Raw genomic sequence first — 26,422 nt, forward strand, 5'->3', positions numbered from 1 at the left:
AGGCTCAGTCCCGTACCAGCTCCACGAGCACCTCGGCGTGCTCGGTGTGCGGGAACATGTCGAACAGGCGGGAGCGCACCACCCGCATCGAGGGCAGGTGTGCCAGGTCCGCCGCCAGCGTGCGCGGGTTGCAGGAGGAGTAGAGCACCCGCTCCACGCCGGAGGCCTCGATCCGAGTGGCCAGCTGCTCCCCGATCCCGCGCCGGGGCGGGTTGACCACGAGCAGGTCCGGGCGCTGCGCCCCGCCGGCGCGCTCCCCGGCGGCCGGGTCCAGGACGCGGGCGTCACCGGCCTCGAAGCGCACCAGGGCCGGGTCCAGGCCCATGAGGTCGGCCGCCGCGCGCGCCCCGTCAATGGCCGACGCCGAGACCTCCACGCCCAGCACCTGCCGGCCGGGAGCCTCCAGGGCCAGGGCGAAGCCGCCGACGCCGCAGAACAGGTCCCACACCCGGGCCGGCTCGGCCTCCTCGGCCCAGTCGCGGGCGGTGGCGTAGAGCGCCTCGGCCACGGCCGTGTTGGTCTGGAAGAAGGAACGGGTGGGTAGGTAGAGGGGCAGCTCGACGCTCTCGGCGCGCCGGCCTGCCTGGCCGCCGCCATCCGGTGACGGCAGGCTCAGGCGCATGAGGAGGCGGTCCTCCTCGGTCAGGACGATCTCCTCGGGTCCCTCGATGACGGCCTGGTGGACGCTCTGGATGTTGACGGCGGCCACCGCCAGCTGGGGCAGGCGCCGGTGCAGATCCGGCACGGCGGCGCGCAGCCGCTCCAGGTAGCGGCGGGAGCGCAGGACGAAGCGCACCATGAGGTCGTCGTCGGGCGAGGCGGTCACGAGGACGTACTTGAGCTCGCCGCGGCGCGTGGGCACGTCGTAGGGGCGAAGGCCCAGCTCGGTGATGAGGTCGGCCAGCACTGGCAGGGCCGCCTCGATGGCAGGCACGTGCAGCGGGCAGGCGCGCAGGTCGACGCCGCATCCGGCGCCGTCGAGGATCCCCAGCGTGGGGTGGGCGGCGGTCCCGGCCACCGCCATCTTCGCCTTGTTGCGGAAGCCGGTGGGGGCGCTTGCCGCTGGTGCCTGCCACAGCTCGGCCGGGACGTGCTCGGCCAGAAGGGCGGCGACATGGGATTGCTTGGCGGCCAGCTGGTCGGGAATGGGCAGGGCCAGGTTGGGGCAGGAGCGGCAGGTGCCGGCGTCGTGGAGGGCGCAGGACGCCGCTGGTGCTGCGGTCACCGACATGTCCCCTCCCGGTGGTGCGCTCGTGGCCGGGCCGTGGGGTGGGGCCGTGACAGGAGTGGCCGGGCCCCGGACGGCTGCGGGCAATGAATGGAGCCGCTTGTCGGACTCGAACCGACGACCTGCTGTTTACAAGACAGCTGCTCTACCAACTGAGCTAAAGCGGCGCGCGGCCGGCCAGGCGGCCGCAGGTGCGTGGGACAGTCTGTCACAGACCGCCCCACGGCGGGAAACCGTGGGAGGCGGTGCTGCGCCCGTCGCCACCCGGGCCGGCGCGACGGGCCCCGGTCAGCCCTGCTGAGTCGGCTGCGGGCTGGGCTGCTGAGAGGCCTGCTGGCTGGGCTGCGCCGTCGGGGTGGCAGCGGCGACGAGCTCGGTCAGAGAGGTCGGAGTCTGAAGCTTGTTCAGGTCGACCTTCTCGCCCTTGAAGAAGACGGTGGGGGTTCCCTCCAGCTCCCGGGCCTTGAAGGCCTCATCGCCGAGCTTGACCCACTTGCCGTACTTGTCGGAGTCGACGGCCGCCTTGAACTTGCCGGAGACGTCCTTGGGGACGTTCACCTTGGTGGCGGCAGCGACCAGGCCCTCCACCGTCATGTTGCTCTGGTTCTTGGTCTGAATGACCTGGGAGAAGATCTCGAAGGCGGCGTTGTGGAAGCTCAGGGACTGGGCCGGGGCCTCATCAAGCACCACACCCATCGCGTTCATGACGACGCTGGTCCACTCCTGCTCGAGGAGCTTGCAGGGGTGGAGGGCCAGGGTGATCTTCTTCTCGCTCAGGAGCTGGTTGATCTCCTGGGTGTGGAGGCCCTCGAACTGGGCGCAGTGAGAGCAGGAGTAGTCGAAGTAGATGTCCAGGACGGGGGCCGAGGCGGCGACGGTGTCGAGGGCGGGGCCCTCACCGTAGGTCCAGGAGGCATCGGAGAGGACCTGCTTGGGGATACCACTCTGGTTCGCCTTCGCGGTGGCCAGGCCCTCGCTCGGTGCGGGGAACTTCGACGACGCCTTGTTGTCCTTGGTGCCGTTCTTGGCCTCGACGCCGCGGTAGACGAGGTAGCCGAGTCCGCCGGTCACTCCCAGGCCCGCGACCCCGATGAAGCTGCGGCGGGCGATCATGTTGCGGCGCTCGCGGCGGGCTGAGGCCTCGCGCAGCTCCTTGGCCTTGAGGCGCGCGGCCTCACGGCGCTGGGCCTTGGTCTGGCGGGGCTGGTTACTGGACACGCGGTGCTCCTTGTGGTGCGGTGACGAGCGGACGACCAGGAAGACGAATAGTCAACGAGTGATGGTTGTCGTGACGACATTCTGCCCGAGGATCCTGGAGGAAACCACGCCTGGTGTCTGCCGGTGGCGGATTGTGACGCATCGGTCGTCGTTGGCGCGAAGCGTGCAGTCGGGGTCGGGCAGAATCGGGGGAATCAGACCGAGCGGTCCAGGAGTGACCGGGTGAAGGGGATTGTGACCATGATGGATGGGCCTATGGGTGGCCAGATGGAGGAGCAGATGGTCCTGCTCCAGAACATGTCGACTGAGTGGGGCAACTGGATGCAGTCCGTGGGTGCCCAGGAGGTCGTGGTGGAGGTCGAGGGGGTGGGGACGCGCGCCGCCGTGACGAGTCGCGTGCTCAGGCCCCGCGGCATTCTGCGCCGCGCCCAGTGGGCCGAGAACGAGATGCCCGTTGAGCTGGTCCGTGAGGCCGTGCGCCTGCGGGCGCTCATGGCCCACCCCCGTGGTGGAACCTGGACCTGGGCGGCGCTGTCCATGAAGAGCAGCGAGGGCTACAAGCTCATTTCCGACTTCGACTACGACCGCGAGCCGGTCCTCGACCCGCCCTACACGGCGGAGGACTGCGCCAAGGAGCTGGAGGTCTTCCCCCGTGACCCCGGCGCGATCCCCGACTGGATGAAGATCGGGGTCTGAAGGCAGAAGAACTGGCTCGGAGGGATGCAGCAGGGGCAAAAGGTTCGTGGCTGCATCAAGACGTGCCGCAGTAAGAGTGCGGGAGAGTGAGTTGACGTCAAGTACTCAGAGGGATCGGGGAAACCCTGTCGTCGCGAAGTGCGAGGCATTGTTGCGTGACTGGCTGACTGAGGGCAATGGCGATGATGATGCTGATTCGGGTGGGGTCGGCCGCTCTGATTTGGAGTGCGTGGGGAGAATTGCGTGAGTGAGACGCGGGATCCAGAGGTCGTAGCGTCCTCGGGTGGTTACTACACGGTGCAGGAGTCGGCGCCGGAGGTCGACCCGGCAAGGCGGTCTGTGGCGGGCTACGGTGCCTTCCCTGCGCCTGGGGATCCGGGTGCGCCGGCCCCTGGGGTGGTGCCTGAGCCGATGATGGCTCCGGTACCTGTGAAGGTGCCTGCTCCGTCGGGTGCTGAGGCGTGGAGTGCGGGGCTGTTCGGGCTGCTGGCGCCTCTGCCAATCCTCGACGTGCTGTTCGCCATGGTGGCGATGATCGTGGTCGGCCTGTGGAACAAGAAGGACCTGCGTGAACCGGCCCGGACGAATCGCCGCCTGGCGGCGAGCTGGGGACTGACGCTGCTGCTGGTGGAGCTGGCTCTGGTAGCGATCCAGATCGCCGTATTCACCATCGCGGGTCGCTACCTGGATTCGGTGCCTTTCATCCCGTGGGGCACCCCGATCATCATGGCGCTGGCCATGGTCGGGGTCCACGTGCTGGTGTGCACCGTCCAAATGATCCGGGCCTACCGCGGCAAGACCCTCCGCTTCGGAGGCTTCCCCTTCTTCCGCTGACCATGCCCGCGCGGGGCAGCATTGAGCCCAGCGCGCCGCGGGCCCCGGAGGTGGAAGTCGCCGGGCAACCATGGCGCCCGCCGCCGAGGCGGCATCTCAGGTCCCGTAAGGGCTCATCCTCGGAATCGGCATCAGCCCAGCAAAGGACAGAATCAATATCACGGCCCCAATACCCAACATGGCCATGACCAGGTTCCTTCGGGCATTGTCACTGGGGGCGACGGAATTGAGGATATGCGCGCCACCGCGTCGCGTCGCCGCACCCCATGGCGCCAGCCACAGGATGAGAAGGTCCAGGGCGACCCCCAAGAGGAAGATGGTGTAGAAACGAACAGGTAGCGGGATCGATCCAAAAGTCTCGGATTTTTCCTGACCCAGATCCGATGAGAAAATAGCCATGAGGAAGAGGAACGCAGTCCCCGAGGCCAGAAGAAAAGCGAAGCCAACAGAGATTGCCGAACGCACCAGGTACCACGGGGTCATGGCCCACATGCGGGAGTCGTCCGACGGCGAGGTGCCGCCCCTCTGAAGCCGGTTCCAACGCCGAGCGTCCTGGGCCCGGCCCACAGCGCCGGCCACCACCGTCAGAATCGCCGCGATGATCGCCATCCAAACCGGTCTGAAGATCCCGGCCGCGGACAGCATGAACCACAGGGCCAGCATCGCTATCGGGTGACGCACCGGCTCCTGCGCCCACTGGGGCAGCTCCCCGGGACGTCTGGGAGCGTTGCCGCGGCTGATCTGCGCTCCCCGGGCGCCGGCTGCCATCGGTCCCGCCATCGCTCCCACCGAAGGTGCAGCTGTCGGACCGGCGACGGCCTGGGAGTAACCGGGCTGATACGCCGTCGGATGCTGACCCGAATAGGGGAACATCGGCACCTGCCCCGACGGCGCCGGCCGCGGGTACGCCCCCGAGGTGGCCGCAGGTGCAGGAGCACCCACGCCGTACTGCATCGACTGCGCCCCCCGTAAGGGCATCGCCGAACTGTTCTGGTACCACTGGCGAGGCGGGATGGCCGGTGGGGGCTGAGTGGAAGCGCCGGACGCGGCCGACGGCGCCGAGTACCCGTACCCTCCCTCCGCGCCGGAGGGCGCGGAGACGGGGCTGCCGTAAGCGGCCGGGGAGGCCGAGGTCGCGCTGCGAGCATCCCGAGGCGACCCCGGGGTCGAGCCGTAACCAGGGGTGAATGTACTGGTGCTCCGCTCCAGCTCGCTGAACTCCGGCTCCTCGTCCTCGGGTCCCAGGAGCCGGTCGACCGCCTCCTGTCCGGTCCCGCCCTCGGCGATCTCATCGAGCACCTCCAGCAGGCCGTCCGGGGTCAGGCGGTTCTCCGCCTCAGGGGCGAGCGCCGCCGTGAAGGCCCGCGCCAGCGCCGGGCACTCCTCCTCCAGGTTCCCCAGCTCCGGGGTGCCCGCGTAGACGCGCCGGAAGACCACCTGCCAGGCGCCCGAACCGAAGGGCGCCAGCCCGGTGACGGTGAACAGAAGCACGCCCGCACAGGCGTACCAGTCGACGTCGGCGTTCGGCTCACCGCCGTCGAGCATCTCCGGAGGGATGAACCCCGGCGTACCCGTGACCTGGCCGGTCTGCGTGAGACGGACGTCGTCGGCCACCTGGGCGATGCCGAAGTCGATGAGAACCGGCCCCTGCGCACCGAGCATGACGTTGGAGGGCTTGAGGTCGCGGTGGATGACGCCGGCGGCGTGCACCGCGCGCAGTGAGTCGACCAGGCCGTGGGCCAGGTCGGCCAGGTCGCGGGCGTCAGTGGTCAGGTCGTAGACGCCCTCGTGCTCCACCTCGTGCTGCAGGGTGGGGCCCTCGATGAGCTCGGTGATGACGAAGGTGATGCCCTGGGAGCCGTCCCCGGTCTCGATGTCCAGGATGCGCGCCACGCGCGTGTCCCTCACCCGGGCCAGGACGCTGGCCTCCCGGTCCAGGCGGCGCCGAGCGGTGGGGTCCGCGGCGATCTGCGGGTGGAGGATCTTCATGGCCACGTGGCGCCCACCCTCATCGGTGGCCTCCCACACCACGCCCATGCCGCCGGCGCCCAGGCGACGCAGAAGCCGGTATCCCCCCACTGAGGTGCCGGCGCGCAGTTTGCTCAGGGTGACCGGCTCGCCCGGGTGCGCGTCGAAGTTCTGCGTCATGCCCCCCACAGTACCGGCCCGGATTCGCTCGTGGGCGCCCCGAACCTGTGGGGCTCTTCGCCCGACTGTGGGCCATGTCGCGGGAGTAAAGCCAGTGGTGGAGCCGGATTGCCGGTATCGGGTCGGGCGGATTCCGACGGCGGGGATGGGGAGGTCTCCACCGTCCGCCATCGCCGTCGAGGACCGCGCTGACTGATTGCTGAGAATCTCTGGTCAAAGCGGGAAACCTGTGTCAAGATGAGCCCGTCCGCGGTCGAACGGCTGATCGCGGCACGTGTCAATGCGGACACGCATCGGCACCTTTCACGACGGATCGTCCGGCACGTACCTGCCGGTGAAGGGATAGCACCACTCATGGCAACTGTGACTTTCGAGAACGCCACACGTATCTACCCGGGCAATGACCGCCCCAGCGTTGACTCTCTCAACCTCGAGATCGCCGATGGCGAGTTCCTCGTACTCGTTGGCCCCTCCGGCTGCGGTAAGTCCACCTCCCTGCGCATGCTCGCGGGCCTGGAGGACGTCAACGCCGGTCGCATCCTCATCGGTGACCGCGACGTCACCGACGTTCAGCCCAAGGACCGTGACATCGCCATGGTCTTCCAGAACTACGCGCTCTACCCGCACATGACCGTGCACGACAACATGGGCTTCGCCCTGAAGATCGCCGGCACCCCCAAGGCCGAGATCGACAAGCGCGTGCGCGAGGCCGCCAAGATCCTCGGCCTGACCGAGTACCTGGACCGCAAGCCCAAGGCCCTCTCCGGTGGTCAGCGTCAGCGTGTGGCCATGGGTCGCGCCATCGTGCGTAAGCCCAAGGTCTTCCTCATGGACGAGCCGCTGTCCAACCTGGACGCCAAGCTCCGTGTGCAGACCCGCACCCAGATCGCCTCGCTCCAGCGTTCGCTGGGCGTCACCACGGTCTACGTCACCCACGACCAGACCGAGGCTCTCACCATGGGTGACCGCATCGCGGTCCTCAAGGACGGCGTGCTCCAGCAGGTCGGCACCCCGCGCGAGATGTACGACCACCCCGCCAACGATTTCGTCGCAGGCTTCATCGGCTCGCCGGCTATGAACCTGGGACAGTTCACGGTCAAGGGGGACGTCGCCACCGTCGGCGCCGCCAAGATCCAGCTGTCCAAGGCGACCCTGGACGCCATCACCCCCGAGGACGGCGGCAAGGTGACCATCGGGTTCCGGCCCGAGTCGCTCGACGTCGTCTCCGCCCAGGACGAGCACTCCATCCCGGTGCGCCTGTCCTTCGTGGAGGAGCTGGGCTCCGACGCCTACATCTACGGTGAGCTCGTCGGCGCCGAGGAATCCGAGGCCAAGCTCGGTTCCGGTGAGGACTCCAGCCAGATCATCGTGCGCGTGCCTCCGCGCACCGCCCCCGAGCCGGGTGAGACCGTCTACGTGCGGATCCGCCCCGGTCAGGAGCACATCTTCTCCGCCTCCACCGGCAAGCGCCTGCCCGCCTGAGGATGCTGAGCACGACGGCGCCGTTCCCCTGTCCCGGGGCGGCGCCGTCGTCGCACTCACCGAGGGGACCGGTGGCGGAAGGCCAACCGGCGGGGGAGGTTCAGCGGCCGGCACGGGAAGAAGTGTGGTCGGCGGCTCATGTCTCGAAAAGCAAATTGGGTTCCTGCCTGAAAGAATGACGTCATGTCCCAGTCCATGAAGATCACGGCGGCGACCATTGACCCGGCGCTGCTCGACCTCCCCTGGGAGACGGCGCTGGAGGAGTGGCCCACCGAGGTCCTCGCTGCGCTGCCCCGTGGTCTGTCCCGCCACATCGTGCGCTTCGTCAACCTCTCCGAGCGCGTCATCGCGGTCAAGGAGATCGGCGAGTCCGTGGCCCACCGCGAGTACGAGCTCCTGCGCGACCTGGTGCGACTGGGGGCGCCCTGCGTGCATCCGACGGCGGTCATCACCGGCCGCCGCAGCGTCACCGGTGAGGAGCTCAACTCGGTGCTCATCACCGAGCACCTGTCCTACTCCCTGCCCTACCGGGCGCTGTTCAGCCAGTACATGCGGCCCGAGACCGCCACCCGACTCATTGACGCGCTCGCCGTGCTCCTGGTGCGCCTGCACCTGCTGGGCTTCTACTGGGGGGACGTGTCCCTGTCCAACACGCTCTTCCGTCGCGACGCCGGGGCCTTCGCCGCCTACCTGGTGGACGCCGAGACCGGGGAGCTCCACCCCGAGGGCCTCACGGACGGCAAGCGCCTCTACGACATCGACGTGGCCCGCACCAACATTATCGGCGAGCTCATGGACCTCCAGGCCGGCGCCCTGCTGGAGCCGAGCGTGGACACCATTGAGGTGGGGGACCGGATCGTCAGCCGCTACACCGAGCTGTGGGACGTGCTTACTGCCAAGGAGTCCTTCTCCATGGATGAGCGCTGGCGTCTGCGCCGCCGGGTCGAGAAGCTCAACGAGATGGGCTACGACGTCGCCGAGCTCACCATGAACACCGACTCCGACGGCAACCACATCACCATTCAACCCAAGGTCGTCGACGCCGGCCACTACCACCGCCAGGTGATGCGACTGACCGGCCTGGACGTCCAGGAGCGTCAGGGCCAGCGCATGCTCAACGACCTGGAGGCCTACCGGGCCATCACCGGCCGCAGCGAGGACCCCATCGAGCTGGTGGCCCACTCGTGGCTGGCGGAGGTCTTCGAGCCCACCATTCACTCCGTCCCCGTCGAGATGCGCCGCAAGCTGGAGCCCGCGGAGATCTTCCACGAGATTCTCGAGCACCGCTGGTACATGTCCGAGGCCCAGGACCGCTACGTCACCACCCAGGAGGCGGTGGAGGACTATGTGGCCACGGTGCTGCCCCAGCACCGTGACGAGCGGGCCTACCTGGGGGTCGGTGACACCCAGGAGATGGAGGCGATCGTCGTCGACGACGACACCGATGAGGCGATGCCCGAGGACGACGCCGAGTTCGCCGCCCGCGACGAGCAGACCCTGGCCGACTACGCCGCCAACCCCTATGGCTTCACCGCCGGCATGAAGTTCAAGGGGGAGTAGGGCGCGCCCAGCAGGCCGGCTGGTGCGTCGTCGTTCGCGCCCGGTAACGCCTGGCCGGTTGATAGTCTGGCCTCGATCAGCTGAGGTGATGAGAAGGGCCGTGACGGGGATATGAGCCAGGACGTGCCCGCATTTCAGGCCCTGCCTGGGGCGACGCCGGACAACAGTGCCTTCATCGACCTGTACTTCGACCCGTCCGTCAAGGGATACCCCAGAAGGTCGAGGGTGTCGCTCGTCATCAATGGTTACCAGCTGTGGCTGGGCTTCGGTCAGTCCGTCGCGTTGGCGGTTCCGGCCGGGCCGGTGTCGATTGTTGTGCAGCAGATCAACCAGCTCCTCTACAGTTCGACGGCACGGCTTGACTTTTCTGTGCATGTCGGTCAGAGGGTGCCGGTGTTCTATCGGGCTTCCCATTTCGAGCGCAACCCGGGATCACTGACGTTCCAGAGGTTCGAGGGGCTCTCGCCCTCCGAGCGGAACGATCTCAACTCCATGAAGATCATGTTCGCCGTCATTCTCGGCTCGATGGCCGTGTTCGCCATTTTCATGGGGCTGGTGTTCTGGTTTCTCAACAGCCTGGGCGCGTCCTAGCCGGCGTTGCGTATCGAGTGAAGACTGAGGGAGAGCTGGGATGAGTGCGTACAGTCAAGGTTTTCAGGCCCTGCCCGGGGCCACGCCGGACAACAGCGCATTCATCGACCTGTACTTCGACCCGTCCGTCTCACTGCCGGGCAGGAGCACCGTGTCCATCACGATCAACGGCTGGTCGATGCGCCTGTCCGCGGGCCAGCTCGTGAGGGTGGCGGTGCCGCCGGGGCCGGTGAGTGTCGTCTCCTTCCGTTTCGCAGCCTTCCTCAGTCCCAAGCCGCGTCTTGAGTTCGTCGTGCAGCCCGGCCAGGTGGTCCCGGTGTTCTACCGCGCCTCGATCCTGAACGGCGACCCGGGGGCGCTGAGCATAGGGAAGCACCACGGCATGTCTCGAACCGAGAAGGGGTCGCTGATCTTCGTGCTGGTGGTGCTGTTGTCTATTCTCGTCATTGGCGCGACTGCCGTGGTGCCGTTGCTGATCCTCTTGAGCCGGGGGATGCCTGAATAGTCCGCCGGCGCACCTGCGGCTTACCGGTGCGGCTTACGGGCGGGGACATTGCGCGCGGTCGGGTGCATTCCGCCCCGGAGGGGGACACCTCGCGCGTCCGGGGACAGGGGTCCTGTCCCCGACGGCGTCGAATGTCCCCGGACGCGTGGAAGGCCCCCGGTGGGTGGTGCCAGATGTCCCCTGCAGCGTGACGCTTCTAGGCGCCGAGCTCCTCGGCGACCAGGGCCATCTCCTCGTCGGCGCGGCGGCGCAGCTCGCGGTGACGCGTCCAGGAGGCCAGCGAGACCTCGGTGATGGCGTCCACCAGCAGGAAGGCCCCCACGGCCGCCATCCCGCCCGGGATGCTGCCGGTCGAGCGACGACGGCGCACGGCGGCCCCCACGAGGGCCCCGCCCAGACCCGCCTCGAGCAGCGCGGCGCCCCGCACCGCCCACGGCTTGTCCGTCACCGTGCGCACATAGCCCTGCCAGAAGGCCGAGCCCGGGGTGGAGGGGTCGGCCAGCAGCAGGCCCACGCTGCGGCCCACCGCGTTGGACAGCCCGCGCGGCTCGTGCACGACGACGCCGGGAACCTCCACCGGCGCCAGGCGGCCGGTGAGGACCTCCAGCACCCAGTCGGGCAGGCCCAGGGCCTCAAGCATGGCCGCGAATCCGTCGATGCCGGGCTTGACGATGGCGGCGGCCGCGGCCTCCAGGTCCGCGCCAGGTACGGCGTCAACGATCCCCGACGCATCGGTCAGGTCCGCCAGCAGCTCATCCACCAGGGACCTCAGGGCCGGGCCGGGCTCCTTGACCCCGCCCCACACGTAGCGCGACGTCATGCCCCAGGAGAAGACGGCGTCATCCTCCGGGTCCCCAGTGGGGATGGCGCGGATGGACATGTCCTCGGAGTCGGAGGTCAGCACCAGGGCCGGCAGGGACTCATCGTCCCAGCCAAAGGTTCCCAGCTCCGTGCCCTCACCGGAGTACATGACGATGCGGCGGTCCAGGCTCGGCGTCGAGGCCACCGCCAGGGGGCGCTCCAGCAGGGTGGCCTGCAGCGGCACCATGTAGGCGCTCATCGGGGAGATCACCACGGTGCGGGCACTGGCCGAGCCGTGGTGGGAGATCGAGGGCAGCTCGACGTCGTCGGGCAGGGCGTTGAAGGTCGCCGGGCCCACGGCGACATCGGCCGTGAACTGCCGGGCCAGGGACTCCACGAGCTCACTGACGCTCGGGCCGGGCACAACGCCCCCGCGCGAGGGCGGCGTCACCGCGACCCGGCCCTCGACGTCGGTCATGAGGGTCAGGCTCAGCAAGTGGGTAGTGGCCGGGAACCACTCCAGGCGCACGACCACCCCGCGCTCGGCGAAGGCGTCGGCGACGGCCTCCGGCGTGGTGCCCGGCGCGATGAGCACGCCGTCGGTGCGGTTCCAGCGCTGCGAAGCGTCCTGGGCCATGGGGACCTCCTGTGGATCGGATGCGGCCCATTGTGTCAGCAACGGGGCCGTCATGGGGAAGTGTAAACCGGGCGCATTTCCTGCCGGGGGCGGCCGGAACCGTCGGATCCGGTGGATCGGCCGGCTCGGCCGCCTCCGTCGGGGGACGGCCGGCTCTGAGCGGCGGGGGTCAGCTGCCGGCGTCGGTGGCCCGACGCCGCAGACGGTCGACCTCGTAGAGGCTGATACCCGTGGCCACGGCCGCGTTGAGGGACTCCACGCTGCGGCTGATCGGCACCGAGGCCAGCACGTCGCAGGTCTCGCGCACCAGGCGGGATAGACCCGCGCCTTCCGCGCCGGTGACCAGCACCAGGGGTGAGTCGGCCAGGGTGAGGTCCTCGATGACCGTGCTGCCCGAGCCGTCCAGGCCGACGACGAAGCAGCCCTCCTTCTTCAGCTGCTCCAGGGTGCGCACGAGGTTCGTCTCGCGGGCCACGCGCACCCGGGCGGCGGCGCCGGCCGACACCTTCCACACGGTGGCGTTGACGCCCACCGAGCGGCGCTCGGGGATGATGACGCCGTCGGCCCCGAAGGCCCCGGCGCTGCGCAGGACCGCGCCGAGGTTGTGGGGGTCGGTCACCTGGTCCAGGGCCACGAGCAGTGGCGTGTGGCCCAGGGCGCGGGCGCGCTCGAGCAGGTCGCGGGCCGTGGTGTACTCGTAGGCGGGCACCTCGATGGCGACGCCCTGGTGGGCGGCGGAGTCGGTCAGGGCGTCCAGGTCCAGCTTGGTGGTCTCCAGCACCGGGGCGCCCAGCAGGGCGGCGCGGCGCACCACGGCGCCCAGGCGCTCGTCGGACTGGGCGGAGACCGCCATGAAGACCCGGGTGATGGGCACCGAGGCGTAGGCGGCCTCGGCCACGGCGTTGCGCCCGCACAGGATCTCGTGGCCCTCGGGCACGTCGAAGCGGCGCTTGATCTTCTCCAGCTGCTTGGCGCGAGTGGGCTGGGCGGCCCGGGACTCGGCGCGGGCCTTCGCCCGGGCCTTGGGGTGGCCGACGCGGTTCTCCGCGCGCGGGGTGGGGCCCTTGCCCTCCAGGCCCTTGCGGCGCTGGCCGCCCGAGCCCTTCGTGGGTCCCTTCTTCGAGCCGGGGCGGCGCTTGGCGCCGGGGTACTGCTCGTTGCCGGGCATCCGGCCTCCTGTTCGTGACGGTACGAGTTGGTGCGAAAGAGTCGTAGGTGGTGGGTGGGCCGCTCAGGCCAGGTGCCAGCGGGCGCCCGAGGGGGAGTCCTCGACGATGACGCCGGCCCCGGTCAGCTTGTCGCGCAGGGCGTCGGCGCGCGCCCAGTCCTTGGCGGCGCGGGCCTGGGCCCGCTCGTCGAGGTCGTGGCGGATGAGACGGTCGAGGGCCTCCATGGCGGCACCGCCCTGGGAGGAGCCGGCGCCGTCGAGGACCCGGGTGCGCCAGGGCTCGGACAGCGGGTCCAGGCCCAGGACGTCGAGCTGGGAGCGCAGGTCCAGGGCGAGGCCGGTCACCGAGGCGCGCAGGGCGTCGTCGGCCCCCTGGCCGCCGCTCGGGGCGGCCTGGGTGAGGGCTACGTTGAGGGCCTTGAGGGTGGCGTGGATGACCGCCATGGCGCCGGCCAGGTTGAGGTCCTCATCCATGGCGGCGGTGAACTCGGCCGGCAGGGCCCGGGCGCGCACCTGCTCGGCGGAGGCGTCGACGGGGTTGGCGTCCCCGCCGTCGCAGAACTCGTAGGCCCGCAGGATCGCGCCGGACAGTCGCTCCCACAGGGCGGCGGCGTCGGCCAGGGTCTCCTCGGAGAACTCCACGGTGGAGCGGTGGTGGACGGTGCCCAGGGCCAGGCGCAGCACGGCGGCGTCGTAGCGCTTGAGCAGCTCGGCCACCACCAGGGAGTTGCCCAGCGACTTGCTCATTTTCTCGCCCTTGATGGTCACCCAGGCGTTGTGGACCCAGTGGCGCGCGAAGCCCCAGCCGGCTCCGTGGGACTGGGCCTGCTCGTTCTCGTGGTGGGGGAAGCGCAGGTCGATGCCGCCGCCGTGGATGTCGAAGGTCTCGCCCAGGTAGCGGCGTGACATGGCCGAGCACTCCAGGTGCCAGCCGGGCCGGCCCCGACCCCAGGGGGCTTCCCAGGCGGCGTCGGCCGGCTCGGTGGGCTTGGCGGCCTTCCACAGGGCGAAGTCGCGTGGGTCGCGCTTGTCGGCCTCGACGTCGTCATCGAGCTGGGACTCGTCCTCGGTGGTGGCCAGGTCCTCCAGGCGCTGGTTGGTGAGGGAGCCGTAGCCCGGCAGCGAGCGCACGTCGTAGTAGACGTTGCCGGACTCGCCGACGTAGGCGTGGCCGGCGTCCAGCAGGCGCTGGACCAGGTCGATCATCTCGGGGATGTGTCCGGTGGCGCGCGGCTCGTAGGTGGGGGCGTCCACGCCCAGGGCGCGGTAGGCGGCGTCGAACTCCCGCTCGAAGCGCTGGGCCCAGGCCCACCACGGCACCGGCGGCTCGGCGGCAGCGGACTTGCTGAGGATCTTGTCGTCAATGTCCGTGACGTTGCGGATGAGGCGGACCTCCTGGCCGCAGCGCTCCAACCAGCGGCGCAGAACGTCGAAGGCGATCCCGCTGCGCATGTGGCCGATGTGGGGCGAGCCCTGGACGGTGGCACCACACAGGTAGATCGTCACCAGGCCGGGGGTAGCAGTGGGGGCCAGCGGCACGATCGCGCGGGCGGCGGAGTCGTACAGACGCAGGGCCGGCGCGTCCGCTTGGGCGGCGGAGGCGGCGGAGTCGGCGGGGCCCGCGGACTCAGGGGGCTCAGTGGGGGTGATGCTCACAGGCACAGGCTACCTGGCCGCCCGCCACCGGTGTCTACCAGGACCAGGACTTTTTCCCGAGGTGCTCGACGTCGCGGTCGTACCTTAGTCCTCGCAGTCGAGGGTTCAGGGTACGACCTCGAGGACTAAGGTACGACCGGGTGAACGGCGTCGGGGACCGGGTAGACCAGGGCGGTGGCGACGGCGAGCAGGCCCTCGGTGCGGCCCAGGAAACCCAGGTGGTCGGTAGTGGTGGCGGAGAAGGAGATCCGGGCGGAGGCGGCCTCGGACAGCGCGCGGGAGGCCTCCGCGGAGCGGGCGGCCACGCGCGGGCGCTCGCCCACGAGCTGGACGGCGATGTTGCCGATCTCGAAGCCGGCCTCGCGCACCCGGCGGGCGGCCTCGCTCAGGAGCGCCGTCCCGGAGGCCCCCTTCCACTGGGGCTCGGCGGTGCCGAAGTTCGAGCCCAGGTCGCCCAGTCCGGCGGCCGAGAACAGGGCGTCGCAGCAGGCGTGGGCGACGACGTCGCCGTCGGAGTGACCGGCCAGGCCCACCTCGCCGGGCCACTCCAGGCAGGCCAGATGCATGGGGGTGCCCGAGTCGGGGGCGGCGAAGGCATGCACGTCGGTGCCGATGCCGGTGCGCGGCAGGAACTGGGCGATCTGGTTCAGGTCGATCGTGGCTGGGCCGGCGGCGTGGCGGGCCCGGGACGGTGCCGGGGCCTGCGAGTCGGGGGCGGCGTCCATGGGCTGAGCAGCGTGGGATGACTGGTCTGACTGGCGTGCGGACATGGGGCCGTGTCTACCAGATGGTCCCCGGCCGCGTTCCGAGCGGGGCGGCCCGGCCGTCGTCGGCCCGGTCTGGTAGTGGACCGGAAGGACGAGCGCTATGCGGTGGCGGCCTGCCGGCCAAGGTCACAGTCTCTCCGGCACTCGGTGAAGGCGGAAGCATTTATATTGCCTCCATGATTATTTGGCGTGGCTGGGGAATTCTGGGTCTGTTTGTCACTCTGGCGGGAGTATTCGGCTCTCTGACAGTCGTGGAGGCGCTGCTGGGGACCAGCGAGTCGGCGTTAGCACTGGGCGGCGGAATAGGGTTTCTGCTGGCAGGGGTGGCCAACTTCTTCCTTGGTCGGTGGCTCAACATCATTCGCCCGGCTCAGAATGCTGAGGACTTCCGCAATCAGCTGCGGGCCGATCTGTGGGAGCGAGTGGCCAACGATGCCTTCCAGATGGCTCCCGGTGCCCCGGAGCCGTCTTCCGAGGCGGAGGCTGCTCAGCAGATCGAGCAGGTCGTGGCCGGCGAGAGTCGCAATGCGGAACGGGCGGGACGTAACATCCACACCTTCTTCTTCATCCCTCTTCAGTGGCTTGGTGCGCTTGAGTGCATCGGAGGTCTCGTGTTCTCCTTCTACTCGCCCTTCGCCGGCTGAGCAGCCCTCACGGGCGCGATTCCACCAAGGGGGCTGGTCGGCGCTGAGCGGGCCGGCCCTCGACGTTCAGGGCAGGCGCCAGTCGACGGGCGCGGCCCCCATCTCGGTGAGGATCGTGTTGGCGCGGCTGAAGGGGCGTGAGCCGAAGAACCCGCGCGAGGCCGACAGCGGGGACGGGTGCGGTGAGGCGATGATGGGGGTCTGCCCCAGCATCGGGGTCAGCGACTGCGCCGGCCGCCCCCACAGGATCGCCACGAGCGGGCCGCCGCGCTCCACCAGGGCCTCGATCGCCCGCTGCGTCACCTTCTCCCAGCCCCAGCCCTTGTGCGAGGCCGGTGCCCCCGGGCGAACGGTGAGTACCCGGTTGAGCAGCATGACGCCCTGCTGGCACCACGGCGTCAGGTCCCCCGACGTCGGCCTGGGCACACCCAGGTCACTGACCAGCTCGCGGAAGATGTTCTCCAGGCTGCGCGGGGGCTTGACGCCGGGCGCCACCGAGAAGCTCAGCCCCATGGGGTGACCCGGGGTGGGGTAGGGGTCCTGGCCGACGATGAGGACGCGCACGTCCTCCATCGGGTAGGTGAAGGCGCGCAGCACGTCGGTCCCCGCCGGGAGGTACCCGACGCCGGAGGCCACCTCCTGGCGCAGCCGCTCCCCGATCTCATGGACCGTGGGCTCCACGGGGGCCAGGGCGCGCGCCCAGGAGGGATCGATGATCTCGGACAGGGGCTTGGCGGATGTCACGCTGCGAGCCTAACGGCCCACCTGTCACACCGCAGGAATCTGCCGGGCCCGATGTCACCGCCTTGTGAGCCGGACGTGGTGAGCAATACCCGACGAATGACGCTCGGACCGGTATCTTGTGAGCGTGAGCAACTATGACTACCCCGAGGACGAGTTCGACGTCGGCGATGATGACGGCCCGGTTCCTGTGGGCGTGCACCGTGCCCAGGTGCCCAGGTGGCGCAGCTGGGTGCCGCTGCTGGCGATCATCATCATTGTCCCGGCGCTCGCCTGGGGCGCGGTGACGCTGTTCCTCAACGGCTCAGGAGGCTCCGGCTCGTCGGACGCGGTCTCCTCCTCTCAGCCCGCCCAGGGCGGACAGGCCGGTGGCAACAAGAACGCGGACAGCAAGGGCGACAAGGGCGACAAGGGCGGCGCCGCCTCGGCCAAACCCAGTGCCTCGGCCAGCGCCTCCGGCAACGTGGACTTCAACACCGGGGTCTCGGTGGCCAACGGGACGAACACCGACGGCCTGGCCAAGGGGGCCAGCGAGAAGCTCACCAACGGCGGCTTCACCGCAGTGGAGGTCATCCCCGGGATCTACGAGAACGCGGAGCCGGCCCAGTCGACGGTCTACTTCAGCTCCCCGCAGGCCCGGCCCGCGGCCGAGGAGGTCGGCAAGCGTCTCGGGATCAGCAACGTGGTGGAGGGCACCGCGGAGAACACCCAGGGCGCCTCGATCGCCGTCATCCTGCGTGACGACTACAAGCCTCAGTAAAGGGGCATGAGGCCACTGGCGCTTCCCGGGCGTCGTCGGTTCCTGACTCTCGCCGCGGCGGTCCCGCTCACCGCCGCCGCGGTCCTCTGGGGCGGCTCGCGCCTGGTGGGCCTCGGCCGCCGCGCCCCGACGCTGCTGAGCGGCGGGCTCGTCGTGGGCGGGGGAGGGGTCCTGTACCCCATGGCCCCGGATGACACTGTTGCCTGCGTCCCGGGGACCCGCCTGCCTCGGGCCCCCGAACCGTGGGGCCTGACGACCTCGCAGCAGAGCGCCCTGGCCCGTCAGGCGCTCGCCCGCCGCCAGGCTGCCCGCCTTCCTCAAGGCCGGTGGGCGGACCTGGCCGACGGTGCCCTGACCGACCTGCTGGCCCTGACCGGACCGGCACTCATGCCCGGTCCGATGATCCCCGCCGGCCCTGCTGACCCGTCTGCCGAACCTTCCGTCGGGTCGACGCCGCCCCCGACTCCCACCTCCGCCGGGGGCGCCGGGCGGGAGGGGCGCGACTCGCGCGAAGCCCTGCCGCCGGGGGCCGAGGTCTTCCCCCCGGGTGCGGTCGTGGCGGCGCCCATGAGCATCTGGCGCTACGTCTGGCCCCGGGACGCCGCCTTCGCCGCGGCCGCCCTCAGTGCCGTGAACCTGGCCGATGAGGCGCTGGGCGTTCTGGGCAACCTGGCCTCCTGGCAGCGGGCCGACGGCGGCTTCGAGGCCCGCTACACCAGCAGCGGCCGCGTGCCGGACAACCGCCCCGCCCAGGCCGACGGCGCCGGATGGTTCCTGTGGGCCGCGGGCCGGCTCCTGGCCGACGGTGTTCCCGCCGCCGACCTGCGTGACCGCCTGGGCGTGCCCCTGGCGCGCGCCGCCTCCCGGCTCCTGGGGATCACGGACACGCCCTCCCGCCTGCCGGCGGCCTCGCCCGACTACTGGGAGGTCGCCGAGACGGTCCTCACCCTGGGGACGGCCGCTCCGGTGCTCCTGGGGCTGGAGGCGGCGACGGCGCTGACCCGGGCCGGGATCGACCTCGGCGGCCCCGCTCAGGCCCTGGCCGAGCGGGTGACAGCGGTGCGCAGCGCCATGGAGCGCAACTTCGCCCCCGCCTGGGGCCGCCACCTGCAGCGCGACGACGTCGACGCCGCCATCGCCCTGGTCCTGCCTCCCTTCACCCGGCCGCTGGCCGGGGCTCGAACAGTGCGGCAGACGGCGGCCGCACGCATGCACCGTCCCGCCGGGGGCCTCGCCCCGGGAGCGGGCTGGCGCGATGACGGTATCTCCTGGACACCGGAGACCGCCCTCATGGCCTGGTCGGCCCTGGCGCTTGGAATGGAGGAGGAAGGGACCCGGCTGCTGGCGTGGCTCGAGGCGCACCGCACCGCTGCCGGCGCCCTGCCGGAGAAGGTCCTGGCCGACGGCGCCCCGGCGGGGCCCGCGCCCCTGGCCTGGACCTGCGCACTCATCCTGCTGGCCACCGCCTCACGGGCCGAGGAGCCGCCCTCCTGACTCAGGCAGCGGCCCCTAGGCAGGACCGGCTGCGGGACCTCCCGCTGGCCCACCCGCGGGCCCGGCGGGATTCCCTGCTTCGCCGTCGGAGGATTCAGTGCCGATGAGAACTGAGCTCCTTGCACTCAAGGGCTGAGAGTGCCAGCATTGCGGTTAGCACTCGGGCACCTCGAGTGACAAAGCATCCTTGAATGCACCAAGTTCATCCAGGCTGGAACGTGAGGGCCGGCGTCGGGCGTGACGTGAACGCCCGGGACCGATCCGTCCGTCGCGGGCACGAACCGGCCGCCCCTACCACGCAGTGGAGGAAACTCAATGTCCAAGATCATCGCCTTCGACGAGGAGGCCCGCCGCGGCATGGAGCGCGGCCTCAACACCCTCGCCGACACCGTCAAGGTCACCCTGGGCCCCAAGGGCCGTAACGTCGTGCTCGACAAGAAGTGGGGCGCCCCCACGATCACCAACGACGGCGTGACCATCGCCAAGGAGATCGAGCTCGAGGAGCCCTACGAGAAGATCGGCGCCGAGCTCGTCAAGGAGGTCGCCAAGAAGACCGACGACGTCGCGGGCGACGGCACCACCACCGCCACCGTCCTGGCCCAGGCCCTGGTGCGTGAGGGCCTGCGCAACGTCGCTGCCGGCGCCAACCCGATCGCCGTTCGCCGCGGTATCGAGAAGGCCGTCGCGGCCGTCGTCGAGCGCCTGCTGGCCGACGCCAAGGAGGTCGAGACCCAGGAGGAGATCGCGGCCACCGCCTCCATCTCCGCCGCCGACGAGCAGATCGGTGCCTTCATCGCCGAGGCCCTGGAGAAGGTCGGCCACGAGGGCGTCGTCACCGTCGAGGAGTCCAACACCTTCGGCCTCGAGCTCGAGGTCACCGAGGGTATGCGCTTCGACAAGGGCTTCATCTCCCCCTACTTCGTCACCGACCCCGACCGCCAGGAGGCCGTCCTGGAGGACGCCTACGTCCTGCTGGTCGAGTCCAAGATCTCCAACGTCAAGGACCTGCTCCCGCTGCTGGAGAAGGTCATGCAGACCGGCAAGCCACTGGCCATCATCGCCGAGGACGTCGAGGCCGAGGCCCTGGCCACCCTCGTCGTCAACCGCATCCGCGGTACCTTCAAGTCCGTGGCCGTCAAGGCCCCCGGCTTCGGTGACCGCCGCAAGGCGATGCTGCAGGACATGGCCATCCTCACCGGCGGTACGGTCATCTCCGAGACCGTCGGCCTCAAGCTCGAGAACGCCACCCTGGAGGACCTGGGTCAGGCCCGCAAGGTCGTCGTCACCAAGGATGACACCACCCTGGTCGAGGGCGCCGGCGACAAGGAGGCCATCGAGGCCCGCACCGCACAGATCCGCCTGGAGATCGAGAACTCCGACTCCGACTACGACCGCGAGAAGCTCTCCGAGCGTCTGGCCAAGCTGGCCGGCGGCGTGGCCGTCCTCAAGTCCGGTGCCGCCACCGAGGTGGAGCTCAAGGAGCGCAAGCACCGCATTGAGGACGCCGTGCGCAACGCCAAGGCCGCCGTCGAGGAGGGCATCGTCGCCGGTGGTGGCGTCGCCCTGCTCCAGGCCGCCGAGGTCCTCGACACCCTCAAGCTCGAGGGCGACGAGGCCACCGGCGCCGCGATCGTCAAGGTCGCCGTGGAGGCCCCGCTCAAGCAGATCGCTGCCAACGCCGGCCTCGAGGGCGGCGTGGTCGTGGACCGCGTGCGCAACCTGCCCACCGGTGAGGGCCTCAACGCCGCCACCGGCGAGTACGTCAACCTGCTGGCCGCCGGCATCGCCGACCCGGTCAAGGTGACCCGCTCCGCCCTGCAGAACGCCGGTTCCATCGCCGGTCTGTTCCTGACCACCGAGGCCGTCGTGGCCGACAAGCCTGAGCCCCCGGCCGCCCCGGCCGACGGCGGCGCCGGCGACATGGGTGGCATGTACTGATCGACGCGACTGCCGACGAGCCAGTCATCACCCGGTAGCTCGGCCGCGACGTCGGCCGGTCCCGGAACCACGGCGGGCCGTCTCTCACACATGTGAGGGGCGGCCCGCCGCCGTATCCGTACCTGTCCGTACTGGGCGGGTCGGCTGGCCTGTGCGGGCAGGACCGGGTGGCGCTCACGCTGAGATGAGAGGCGGCTGAGAGGCGGCACAGCCTTGAGCGGAGCCTCGCCGTCGGCGCCTCCTACCAGGCGCCCAAGGGCGCCGAGCCGGCGGCCGGTGCGGGAGCCGGTGCGGGAGCGGGAGCCGGCGTTGAGCCGGCGAAACGGCCCTGGTTGGAGGTCTCGGCGTCGTCGTAGCAGACGGCGGCGTTGTCCAGGGCCAGGCTGATCTGATCGAGGTTGGACTGCACCTGGATCTGGGTGAGGTGCCAGTCGGCCGCGCAGGCGGCCATGGAGTCCGACGCCGTCCCGGTCCAGCAGGACTGGAGCAGGCCGATGTCTCCCCGCATGCCATCGACCTCGGTCTGGATCGTCGCGATGCGGGTACGGGTCCGGGCGGCGGTGTCAGCCACCGCGGCAGTATCGACGGAGTAGGTGGGCATGAGGGGCGTCCTTTCGTGAGAGGCGGCCCGAGGGCCGTGCGCGGTGTGCTGGTGGTGCACCGAGGTGCGCGCTGTGCCTCTCACGGTAGGGGCCCGGCCGGTGGCGTACCGGGCGAGGATCCGGCCCTGTGGAGTGGGCCTGCAGATCGTGGCCTGTGGCCCCGCAGACGGCGGGCCGTCCCTGAGGGAAGGGGAGGCCGGAGCCTTAGAGGTCCCCGGCGCCGTCGTCGATGATCTCTTCGGTGATGGGGGCGATCTCGCCGGTGCGGGCCTCGCGCAGCTCCTTGGCCTCCTGGGTCTTGGCCCGAAGCTTCTCGGTGAGCTTGTCCCGCTCGGCCTGGACCCGGGCGCGGCGGTCCTCGCCGTCGTCGGAGCGGTTGCGTGAGCACATGAGCAGGTCCAGGTCCGCGATGCACGACTCCATGGAGGCTGTGTGCGTCATCGCCTCCTCGCCGTCCTTGTCGTCGCGCCCCTCGCCGCGCTCAGCGGGCGCCTCGACGGGGCGGCGTGCCGAGGCCACGGCCGGGATCCCGCGGGCGGGGGTGCGCGGCGAGGAAGCGCTCGACGGGGAGGAGGATGATGCCGGAGCCGCCGGCGATCCTGAGGACGCCGTGGTGGCCGGGGCGGCGGGTGTCGTTGCGCTCGACGGAGGGACCGTGGCCCTCAGGGCCCTGAGCTCGGTGGGATTCAGACGCAGGGTGTCGCCGTCCTGGGCGGGGCCGGCCAGGGGGTCCTCGGCGGGCAGCGCCTGGAGGCCCAGCGGAGGGGTGCGAGGGGCGCGTTCGGCGGCCTCGCCCAGCTGCCCGGGAACGGGGGCGGCGGCGCCGGCAGGATCGCCCACGGGGGCGGCCGGTGCGGGACGCGCCGGTTCCTGAGCGGTCCCGGCCTCCAGGGCTGCCGTATCGGTCTGCGCTCCCTGCTCCTGGGCGAGCTTGGCGAGCTTCTCGTGGAGACGTCGCTGCTCGGCCGCCAGGTTCTCGCGGGCCGGGTGCTCCCAGCGCTGGCCCAGCGGGGAGTGGAAGAGATGATCGCGGTCCAGGAGCCGGGAGACGATCGTCAGGCGGCCGCGCAGGTACTCCTTCATCGGGATGTGGGAGTACTCCTCGCGCAGAAGCCGCACGTACTCGGCGTAGGTCTGGGGGTCCACGGCCAGGGTGCCCAGGTCGGCGTCGATGAGGGCCTGGGCGTCGATGTCGTCCTCGGCGAGCATGTGTCGCTTGAGGTTGACGATGAGGCAGCACACCCGCTTAACCGTCTCCATCGGGACACCCAGGTGGCGCAGGTCGGCCTCAGCGAAGGCCGCCGAGGCGGTCTCGTCCTCGCCGCCGTTGCCGCGGGTGACCTCTTCGACGTCGGAGGAGAAGACGCAGCCGTGGTACCAGCAGGCGACCCGCATGATGTCCGGGTTGTGCGACTCCTCGGCCAGCTCATCGACCCGCGCGAGCATGTCGATGAGGTGGCGAAGGTTGTGGAAGCGACGGTCCGGTGTGGACCAGCGCTCAATGAGGAGCTCGCCGGCGGAGCCGATCGCCTCTGGGGGCTGCGTGGCGCCGATCGCCTTCACCGAGCGGGTAAAGGCGGGCAGAAGCCATTGCGGTGCTTCGATAACACCCATGGGTCAGTCTCCGTGTTGGAAATGGAACGCATGCCATCGTAGGACTGTCCTCGTCGTGACGTCGACGTGACACAGTGTCTGGCGTGCCACTCTTATCGTGATCGAGGCCCGCCGGCGCTGCCTGAGGTGCGGCGGCGGGGCCTACCAGGCCGGCGCGGGCGGCAGCTCGATGTGGACGGTGGCGCCGCCGCCGGGGGTCTGGAGCATCTGGACGGTGCCCTTGTGAGCGGCCACGATCCCCAGCACGATCGCCAGGCCCAGGCCGGAGCCTCCGGTCTCCCGGTTGCGGGAGGTGTCCGAGCGGTAGAAGCGCTGGAAGACCTTCTCGGCCGCCTCCGGTGGCACGCCGTGGCCGTGGTCGCGGACCTCGACGACGACGACCGGCTGCGCCGTCGGGTTGGCCCGCGGGGGCGCCATGCCGATGGCGATCTCCACCGGCGTCCCGGAGGGGGTGTGGCGCACCACGTTGCCCAGCAGGTTGGTGAGGATCTGGGAGAGGCGGTCGCGGTCACCGATGACCTGGAGCGAGGGGGCCTCCTTGCCGGCGGCCTCGTCGCGGGGGTCGAGGGGGATGAGGCCGCAGTCGCGCTCGGGGGCCAGCACCATCATGTCGCTGAGGGCCCCGGCGGCCAGGTCGGTGAGGTTGACCGGCTCCATCGACATCTCCCGGCCCTCGTCGATCCGAGCCAGCTGGAGGAGATCGTCGACGAGGCGCCCCATCCGGTTGGACTCGGTCTCGATGCGCCCCATGACCTCACCGGTCTTGTTCGCGGGCACCCCGCCCATCCGGTAGAGCTCGCCGTAGCCGCGGATGGCGGCCAGGGGGGTGCGCAGCTCGTGGGAGGCATCGGAGACGAAGCGCGTCATCCGCTCCTGGGCCACGACCTGGGCGGCGAAGGAGCTCTCGTTCTGGGTGAGCATCGTGTTGATCGCCCGCTGCAGCGAGCCCACCTCCGTGGTGCGCGGCTCGGTGACCAGGATGCGGGCGGACAGGTCGCCGTGGGCGATCCGGGCGGCCACGCCCTCGATCTGGCGCAGGGAGCGGAACGAGCGGTGGACCAGGTAGGTGGCGAAGAGGGCGCCCACCGAGATGATCGAGACGTCGGCCAGGGCCACCACGAGGCGGGTGCGCTCGACGGTCTCCATGACGTCGCTCAGCGGGAGGGCCAGGGCCACCGCGCCGGTGTACTCGCCGGTGTTCTGGTCCCGGATGAGTAGGGTAATCATCCGCCACTGGTGGCCTGGCTGATCGGAGTTGACCGTCGTGATCGGGAAGTCGTTCTTGTCCGCGTGGGCCAGGGCGCGCCGGTAGTCCAGGCCCTTGATCTGGGGCCGGCCGTACGTGGCGGCGGTGTCCGGCGAGATCCACTCCCCGTTGCGGGTGGGGTCGAGGTACTCGGCCTTGACGTAGTAGTTCGAGGGGAAGGTGGTGCTGCTGGTCCCGCCCTCGCGGATCTGGGCCAGTCCCTGGCTTCCGATGGCCACGGAGGTGGTGCGCAGCTGGCTGTCGATCTGGCCCATCATGTGGCTGTAGAGCAGCGAGGTCACCACGAAGGAGACGACGATGAGCCCGATGGCGAGCAGACCAGTGGTCATGAGGGTCAGGCGCGTGCGCAGCGGCATTGCCTGCCAGGGCCGCTGAATCGCGGTGATCGGGTGCCATCGGCCCCGTTTGATCGGGCGGTGCTGCTTACCGGACGACTTGGCCGGGCGCGTGCTCCCCCCACGCGCCGCCGCCATCACTCGGCCTTGGGTTCGCGGAGCATGTAGCCGACTCCGCGACGAGTCTGGATGAGCGGGGTGACGGGCTGGCCGTCGGCTCCCTGGATCTGGTCCACCTTGCGGCGCAGGTAGGAGATGTAGGACTCCACGATCGCGGCGTCGCCGTTCCAGTCGTACTCCCAGACGTGATCGAGGATCTGGGCCTTGGACACGACGCGCCCGGCGTTGAGCATGAGGTAGCGCAGGAGCTTGAACTCGGTGGGGGACAGATCCACCTCGACATCGGCGCGGTACACCTCGTGGGCGTCCTCGTCCAGGACCAGGTCGGCCACGCGCACGACGCCGTCGTCCTGGTTCTCAATGGCGTGGGTGCGGCGCAGGATGGCGCGGATGCGGGCGATGACCTCCTCCAGCCCGAAGGGCTTGGTGACGTAGTCGTCGCCGCCGACGGTCAGGCCCTGGACCTTGTCCGCCATGTCATCGCGGGCGGTCAGGAAGAGGATCGGGGTGGTCACGTCACGCTCGCGCAGGCGCCGGGCCACGGTGAAGCCGTCCATATCGGGCAGCATGACATCGAGGACCACCAGGTCGGGGGATGTCTTCTCCACCGTCTTCAGCGCGCCGTTGCCGTCGCCTGCGATCGAGACCTCGAAGCCTGCGAAGCGCAGGGACGAGGCCAGCAGGTCGCGGATGTTGGGTTCATCGTCGACGACAAGGAGGTGAGCTTCGGTGCGGGACTGCTGGGAACGCTCCATGAGTCTCACCATTCCTTCAGTTTCTGGTCGTTTCCTGAATGACTTCCGAACGGTCGCTGTTGATAGGACAAGTGGTTCGTGTGACCTCACACCAATTGTAGACCCAGGAAGTCTTGGAATTCCCACAAAACGGGGGAGCTGTGTGGTTGCTGCTTGAACCGAGGTGATTGCCTGCGACTCTCCGGTGAGTCGGGCTGTGACATGAGGCGGGGCGGCGACACCTGTCGCCGCCCCGCCATCGGGTCAGAGGAAGGCGAGAGGGTCGAAGTCCTCCAGCGGGATGATGCACACGCGCGGCAGCGGGATGGTGAAGGCCTTGACGTCACTCTCCAGGTCGTAGATCGTCAGGCCCTCGCCCTCCAGGGCGGCCAGCTGGGCGTTGAGGAACTCGCGGAAGCACAGGATCCCCACCGTGGCGCCGGCCTGCAGGAGCCGCTCGATGTGGGGGATGTAGTCGCCGTCGTGGCTGCCCAGCAGAACGTGGGCATCCTGACCGGACTCGACCCGCTCGGCCAGCGCCTCCAGGGTGCGCTGAATACCGATGTCGACGACCTTCTCGTCATTGCTTCCGGACCCGGCCAGCGGCACGGGGCGGTAGTCCATGGCCAGCAGGGCCTGGATGAAGCTCATGGGCATGTGGCCGCTGGTGGCGTTGAGGAAGAACAGGGCACGGGCCTCGTTCCCCTCGCCCTCGGCGGTGCCGGCGGAGGACAGTTCATCGCAGTATGCGAGGACTCGGTCCCAGCGGGGCCGCTCCTCAGGTTCGGGACGCCGCCCCAGCACACTCATGCCGAGAGTGGCGTCAATGTTCTCGCCATCGACGAGAAGATAAGTCGGTACGCTCATGAGGCTCATGCTACC

The 26,422-nt window shown here is 69.9% G+C and carries 23 protein-coding genes and 1 tRNA gene; 10 read left to right on the forward strand and 14 right to left on the reverse strand.

The features are described 5' to 3' along the window. Positions 1 to 4: 4 nt before the first annotated feature. The 3 genes from FK267_RS02560 to FK267_RS02570 form a co-directional block, all read right to left on the reverse strand. A complete protein-coding gene (locus FK267_RS02560; RefSeq protein WP_141406145.1) occupies positions 5 to 1,231 on the reverse strand; it encodes a methyltransferase domain-containing protein in 1,227 nt (408 codons plus the stop codon). 88 nt (positions 1,232 to 1,319) lie between these two features. After that, positions 1,320 to 1,395, reverse strand: a tRNA-Thr gene (locus tag FK267_RS02565). Positions 1,396 to 1,516: 121 nt separating this feature from the next. Continuing rightward, positions 1,517 to 2,446 (reverse strand): DsbA family protein, encoded by a 930-nt coding sequence (locus FK267_RS02570; RefSeq protein WP_141406146.1) that lies wholly within the window; start codon positions 2,444 to 2,446, stop codon positions 1,517 to 1,519. A 255-nt stretch (positions 2,447 to 2,701) separates the two neighbouring features. On the opposite strand from FK267_RS02570, the gene FK267_RS02575 reads away from it, so the two are divergent. Beyond that, positions 2,702 to 3,142 carry a hypothetical protein gene (locus tag FK267_RS02575; protein WP_232622497.1) on the forward strand — a complete coding sequence of 147 codons (441 nt, stop codon included), beginning with the start codon at positions 2,702 to 2,704 and terminating at the stop codon, positions 3,140 to 3,142. Between the two features lie 429 nt (positions 3,143 to 3,571). Continuing rightward, positions 3,572 to 3,976, forward strand: a complete 405-nt coding sequence (locus tag FK267_RS02580) for a hypothetical protein (RefSeq protein ID WP_232622498.1) — start codon at positions 3,572 to 3,574, stop codon at positions 3,974 to 3,976. Between the two features lie 96 nt (positions 3,977 to 4,072). On the opposite strand, the gene FK267_RS02585 is transcribed toward FK267_RS02580, so the two are convergent. Continuing rightward, a complete protein-coding gene (locus tag FK267_RS02585; RefSeq protein WP_141406148.1) occupies positions 4,073 to 6,124 on the reverse strand; it encodes a serine/threonine protein kinase in 2,052 nt (683 codons plus the stop codon). Between the two features lie 354 nt (positions 6,125 to 6,478). Between FK267_RS02585 and FK267_RS02590 the strand changes: the two genes are divergently transcribed. From FK267_RS02590 to FK267_RS02605, 4 genes are all read left to right on the forward strand, one after another. Continuing rightward, the gene (locus FK267_RS02590; RefSeq protein WP_141406149.1) at positions 6,479 to 7,606 is read left to right on the forward strand and encodes an ABC transporter ATP-binding protein; all 1,128 of its coding nucleotides are present in this window, start codon (positions 6,479 to 6,481) and stop codon (positions 7,604 to 7,606) included. Between the two features lie 183 nt (positions 7,607 to 7,789). Continuing rightward, positions 7,790 to 9,166 carry a DUF4032 domain-containing protein gene (locus FK267_RS02595; protein ID WP_141406151.1) on the forward strand — a complete coding sequence of 459 codons (1,377 nt, stop codon included), beginning with the start codon at positions 7,790 to 7,792 and terminating at the stop codon, positions 9,164 to 9,166. Positions 9,167 to 9,277: 111 nt separating this feature from the next. Beyond that, entirely contained in the window at positions 9,278 to 9,757 is a 480-nt protein-coding gene (locus tag FK267_RS02600) for a hypothetical protein (protein WP_141406153.1), read from the forward strand. A 151-nt stretch (positions 9,758 to 9,908) separates the two neighbouring features. After that, the gene (locus FK267_RS02605) at positions 9,909 to 10,262 is read left to right on the forward strand and encodes a hypothetical protein (RefSeq protein WP_249039331.1); all 354 of its coding nucleotides are present in this window, start codon (positions 9,909 to 9,911) and stop codon (positions 10,260 to 10,262) included. 196 nt (positions 10,263 to 10,458) lie between these two features. On the opposite strand, the gene FK267_RS02610 is transcribed toward FK267_RS02605, so the two are convergent. From FK267_RS02610 to ispF, 4 genes are all read right to left on the reverse strand, one after another. Then, complete coding sequence (locus FK267_RS02610) at positions 10,459 to 11,700, reverse strand: hypothetical protein (RefSeq protein ID WP_141406156.1); 1,242 nt, start codon at positions 11,698 to 11,700, stop codon at positions 10,459 to 10,461. A 169-nt stretch (positions 11,701 to 11,869) separates the two neighbouring features. Continuing rightward, the gene (gene rlmB / locus FK267_RS02615) at positions 11,870 to 12,868 is read right to left on the reverse strand and encodes a 23S rRNA (guanosine(2251)-2'-O)-methyltransferase RlmB (RefSeq protein WP_141406158.1); all 999 of its coding nucleotides are present in this window, start codon (positions 12,866 to 12,868) and stop codon (positions 11,870 to 11,872) included. 63 nt (positions 12,869 to 12,931) lie between these two features. Then, entirely contained in the window at positions 12,932 to 14,524 is a 1,593-nt protein-coding gene (gene cysS / locus FK267_RS02620) for a cysteine--tRNA ligase (protein WP_141406160.1), read from the reverse strand. A gap of 125 nt (positions 14,525 to 14,649) precedes the next feature. Continuing rightward, positions 14,650 to 15,294 (reverse strand): 2-C-methyl-D-erythritol 2,4-cyclodiphosphate synthase, encoded by a 645-nt coding sequence (gene ispF, locus FK267_RS02625; protein ID WP_232622499.1) that lies wholly within the window; start codon positions 15,292 to 15,294, stop codon positions 14,650 to 14,652. Between the two features lie 173 nt (positions 15,295 to 15,467). Between ispF and FK267_RS02630 the strand changes: the two genes are divergently transcribed. Then, entirely contained in the window at positions 15,468 to 15,935 is a 468-nt protein-coding gene (locus tag FK267_RS02630) for a hypothetical protein (RefSeq protein WP_009407550.1), read from the forward strand. A gap of 66 nt (positions 15,936 to 16,001) precedes the next feature. On the opposite strand, the gene FK267_RS02635 is transcribed toward FK267_RS02630, so the two are convergent. After that, entirely contained in the window at positions 16,002 to 16,679 is a 678-nt protein-coding gene (locus tag FK267_RS02635; RefSeq protein ID WP_075377902.1) for a uracil-DNA glycosylase, read from the reverse strand. A gap of 118 nt (positions 16,680 to 16,797) precedes the next feature. On the opposite strand from FK267_RS02635, the gene FK267_RS02640 reads away from it, so the two are divergent. From FK267_RS02640 to groL, 3 genes are all read left to right on the forward strand, one after another. Continuing rightward, positions 16,798 to 17,436: a LytR C-terminal domain-containing protein gene (locus FK267_RS02640; protein ID WP_101587766.1), complete on the forward strand. Its 639-nt coding sequence runs from the start codon at positions 16,798 to 16,800 to the stop codon at positions 17,434 to 17,436. Between the two features lie 6 nt (positions 17,437 to 17,442). Beyond that, positions 17,443 to 18,930, forward strand: a complete 1,488-nt coding sequence (locus FK267_RS02645) for a glycoside hydrolase family 15 (RefSeq protein WP_141406161.1) — start codon at positions 17,443 to 17,445, stop codon at positions 18,928 to 18,930. Between the two features lie 315 nt (positions 18,931 to 19,245). Further along, the gene (groL, locus tag FK267_RS02650; protein WP_003788944.1) at positions 19,246 to 20,868 is read left to right on the forward strand and encodes a chaperonin GroEL; all 1,623 of its coding nucleotides are present in this window, start codon (positions 19,246 to 19,248) and stop codon (positions 20,866 to 20,868) included. Positions 20,869 to 21,109: 241 nt separating this feature from the next. On the opposite strand, the gene FK267_RS02655 is transcribed toward groL, so the two are convergent. The 5 genes from FK267_RS02655 to FK267_RS02675 form a co-directional block, all read right to left on the reverse strand. Beyond that, complete coding sequence (locus tag FK267_RS02655; protein WP_020992166.1) at positions 21,110 to 21,469, reverse strand: WXG100 family type VII secretion target; 360 nt, start codon at positions 21,467 to 21,469, stop codon at positions 21,110 to 21,112. 205 nt (positions 21,470 to 21,674) lie between these two features. Beyond that, entirely contained in the window at positions 21,675 to 23,084 is a 1,410-nt protein-coding gene (locus FK267_RS02660; protein ID WP_141406163.1) for an HD domain-containing protein, read from the reverse strand. A gap of 141 nt (positions 23,085 to 23,225) precedes the next feature. Next, a complete protein-coding gene (locus tag FK267_RS02665) occupies positions 23,226 to 24,824 on the reverse strand; it encodes a sensor histidine kinase (RefSeq protein ID WP_020992167.1) in 1,599 nt (532 codons plus the stop codon). After that, positions 24,824 to 25,561, reverse strand: a complete 738-nt coding sequence (locus tag FK267_RS02670; protein ID WP_075377905.1) for a response regulator transcription factor — start codon at positions 25,559 to 25,561, stop codon at positions 24,824 to 24,826. Before FK267_RS02670 ends, FK267_RS02665 begins: the two co-directional genes overlap by 1 nt. A 243-nt stretch (positions 25,562 to 25,804) precedes the next feature. Beyond that, positions 25,805 to 26,407, reverse strand: a complete 603-nt coding sequence (locus tag FK267_RS02675) for an NYN domain-containing protein (RefSeq protein ID WP_075377906.1) — start codon at positions 26,405 to 26,407, stop codon at positions 25,805 to 25,807. Positions 26,408 to 26,422 lie beyond the last annotated feature (15 nt).

It is taken from the genome of Actinomyces oris (assembly GCF_006546825.1).
In the GTDB taxonomy this organism is placed as follows: Bacteria; Actinomycetota; Actinomycetes; order Actinomycetales; family Actinomycetaceae; genus Actinomyces; species Actinomyces oris.

What these genes read in the sequence shown, in the direction of transcription:
- FK267_RS02645 (WP_141406161.1), top strand. Translation starts at nt 17,443, where the DNA reads ATGAGGCCACTGGCGCTTCCCGGGCGTCGTCGGTTCCTGACTCTCGCC.
- FK267_RS02585 (WP_141406148.1), bottom strand. Translation starts at nt 6,124, where the DNA reads ATGACGCAGAACTTCGACGCGCACCCGGGCGAGCCGGTCACCCTGAGC.
- FK267_RS02560 (WP_141406145.1), bottom strand. Translation starts at nt 1,231, where the DNA reads ATGTCGGTGACCGCAGCACCAGCGGCGTCCTGCGCCCTCCACGACGCC.
- FK267_RS02660 (WP_141406163.1), bottom strand. Translation starts at nt 23,084, where the DNA reads ATGGGTGTTATCGAAGCACCGCAATGGCTTCTGCCCGCCTTTACCCGC.
- FK267_RS02575 (WP_232622497.1), top strand. Translation starts at nt 2,702, where the DNA reads ATGGGTGGCCAGATGGAGGAGCAGATGGTCCTGCTCCAGAACATGTCG.
- FK267_RS02600 (WP_141406153.1), top strand. Translation starts at nt 9,278, where the DNA reads ATGAGCCAGGACGTGCCCGCATTTCAGGCCCTGCCTGGGGCGACGCCG.
- FK267_RS02665 (WP_020992167.1), bottom strand. Translation starts at nt 24,824, where the DNA reads ATGGCGGCGGCGCGTGGGGGGAGCACGCGCCCGGCCAAGTCGTCCGGT.
- FK267_RS02610 (WP_141406156.1), bottom strand. Translation starts at nt 11,700, where the DNA reads ATGGCCCAGGACGCTTCGCAGCGCTGGAACCGCACCGACGGCGTGCTC.
- FK267_RS02655 (WP_020992166.1), bottom strand. Translation starts at nt 21,469, where the DNA reads ATGCCCACCTACTCCGTCGATACTGCCGCGGTGGCTGACACCGCCGCC.
- FK267_RS02630 (WP_009407550.1), top strand. Translation starts at nt 15,468, where the DNA reads ATGATTATTTGGCGTGGCTGGGGAATTCTGGGTCTGTTTGTCACTCTG.
- groL (WP_003788944.1), top strand. Translation starts at nt 19,246, where the DNA reads ATGTCCAAGATCATCGCCTTCGACGAGGAGGCCCGCCGCGGCATGGAG.
- rlmB (WP_141406158.1), bottom strand. Translation starts at nt 12,868, where the DNA reads ATGCCCGGCAACGAGCAGTACCCCGGCGCCAAGCGCCGCCCCGGCTCG.
- FK267_RS02595 (WP_141406151.1), top strand. Translation starts at nt 7,790, where the DNA reads ATGTCCCAGTCCATGAAGATCACGGCGGCGACCATTGACCCGGCGCTG.
- FK267_RS02590 (WP_141406149.1), top strand. Translation starts at nt 6,479, where the DNA reads ATGGCAACTGTGACTTTCGAGAACGCCACACGTATCTACCCGGGCAAT.
- FK267_RS02670 (WP_075377905.1), bottom strand. Translation starts at nt 25,561, where the DNA reads ATGGAGCGTTCCCAGCAGTCCCGCACCGAAGCTCACCTCCTTGTCGTC.
- ispF (WP_232622499.1), bottom strand. Translation starts at nt 15,294, where the DNA reads ATGTCCGCACGCCAGTCAGACCAGTCATCCCACGCTGCTCAGCCCATG.
- FK267_RS02675 (WP_075377906.1), bottom strand. Translation starts at nt 26,407, where the DNA reads ATGAGCGTACCGACTTATCTTCTCGTCGATGGCGAGAACATTGACGCC.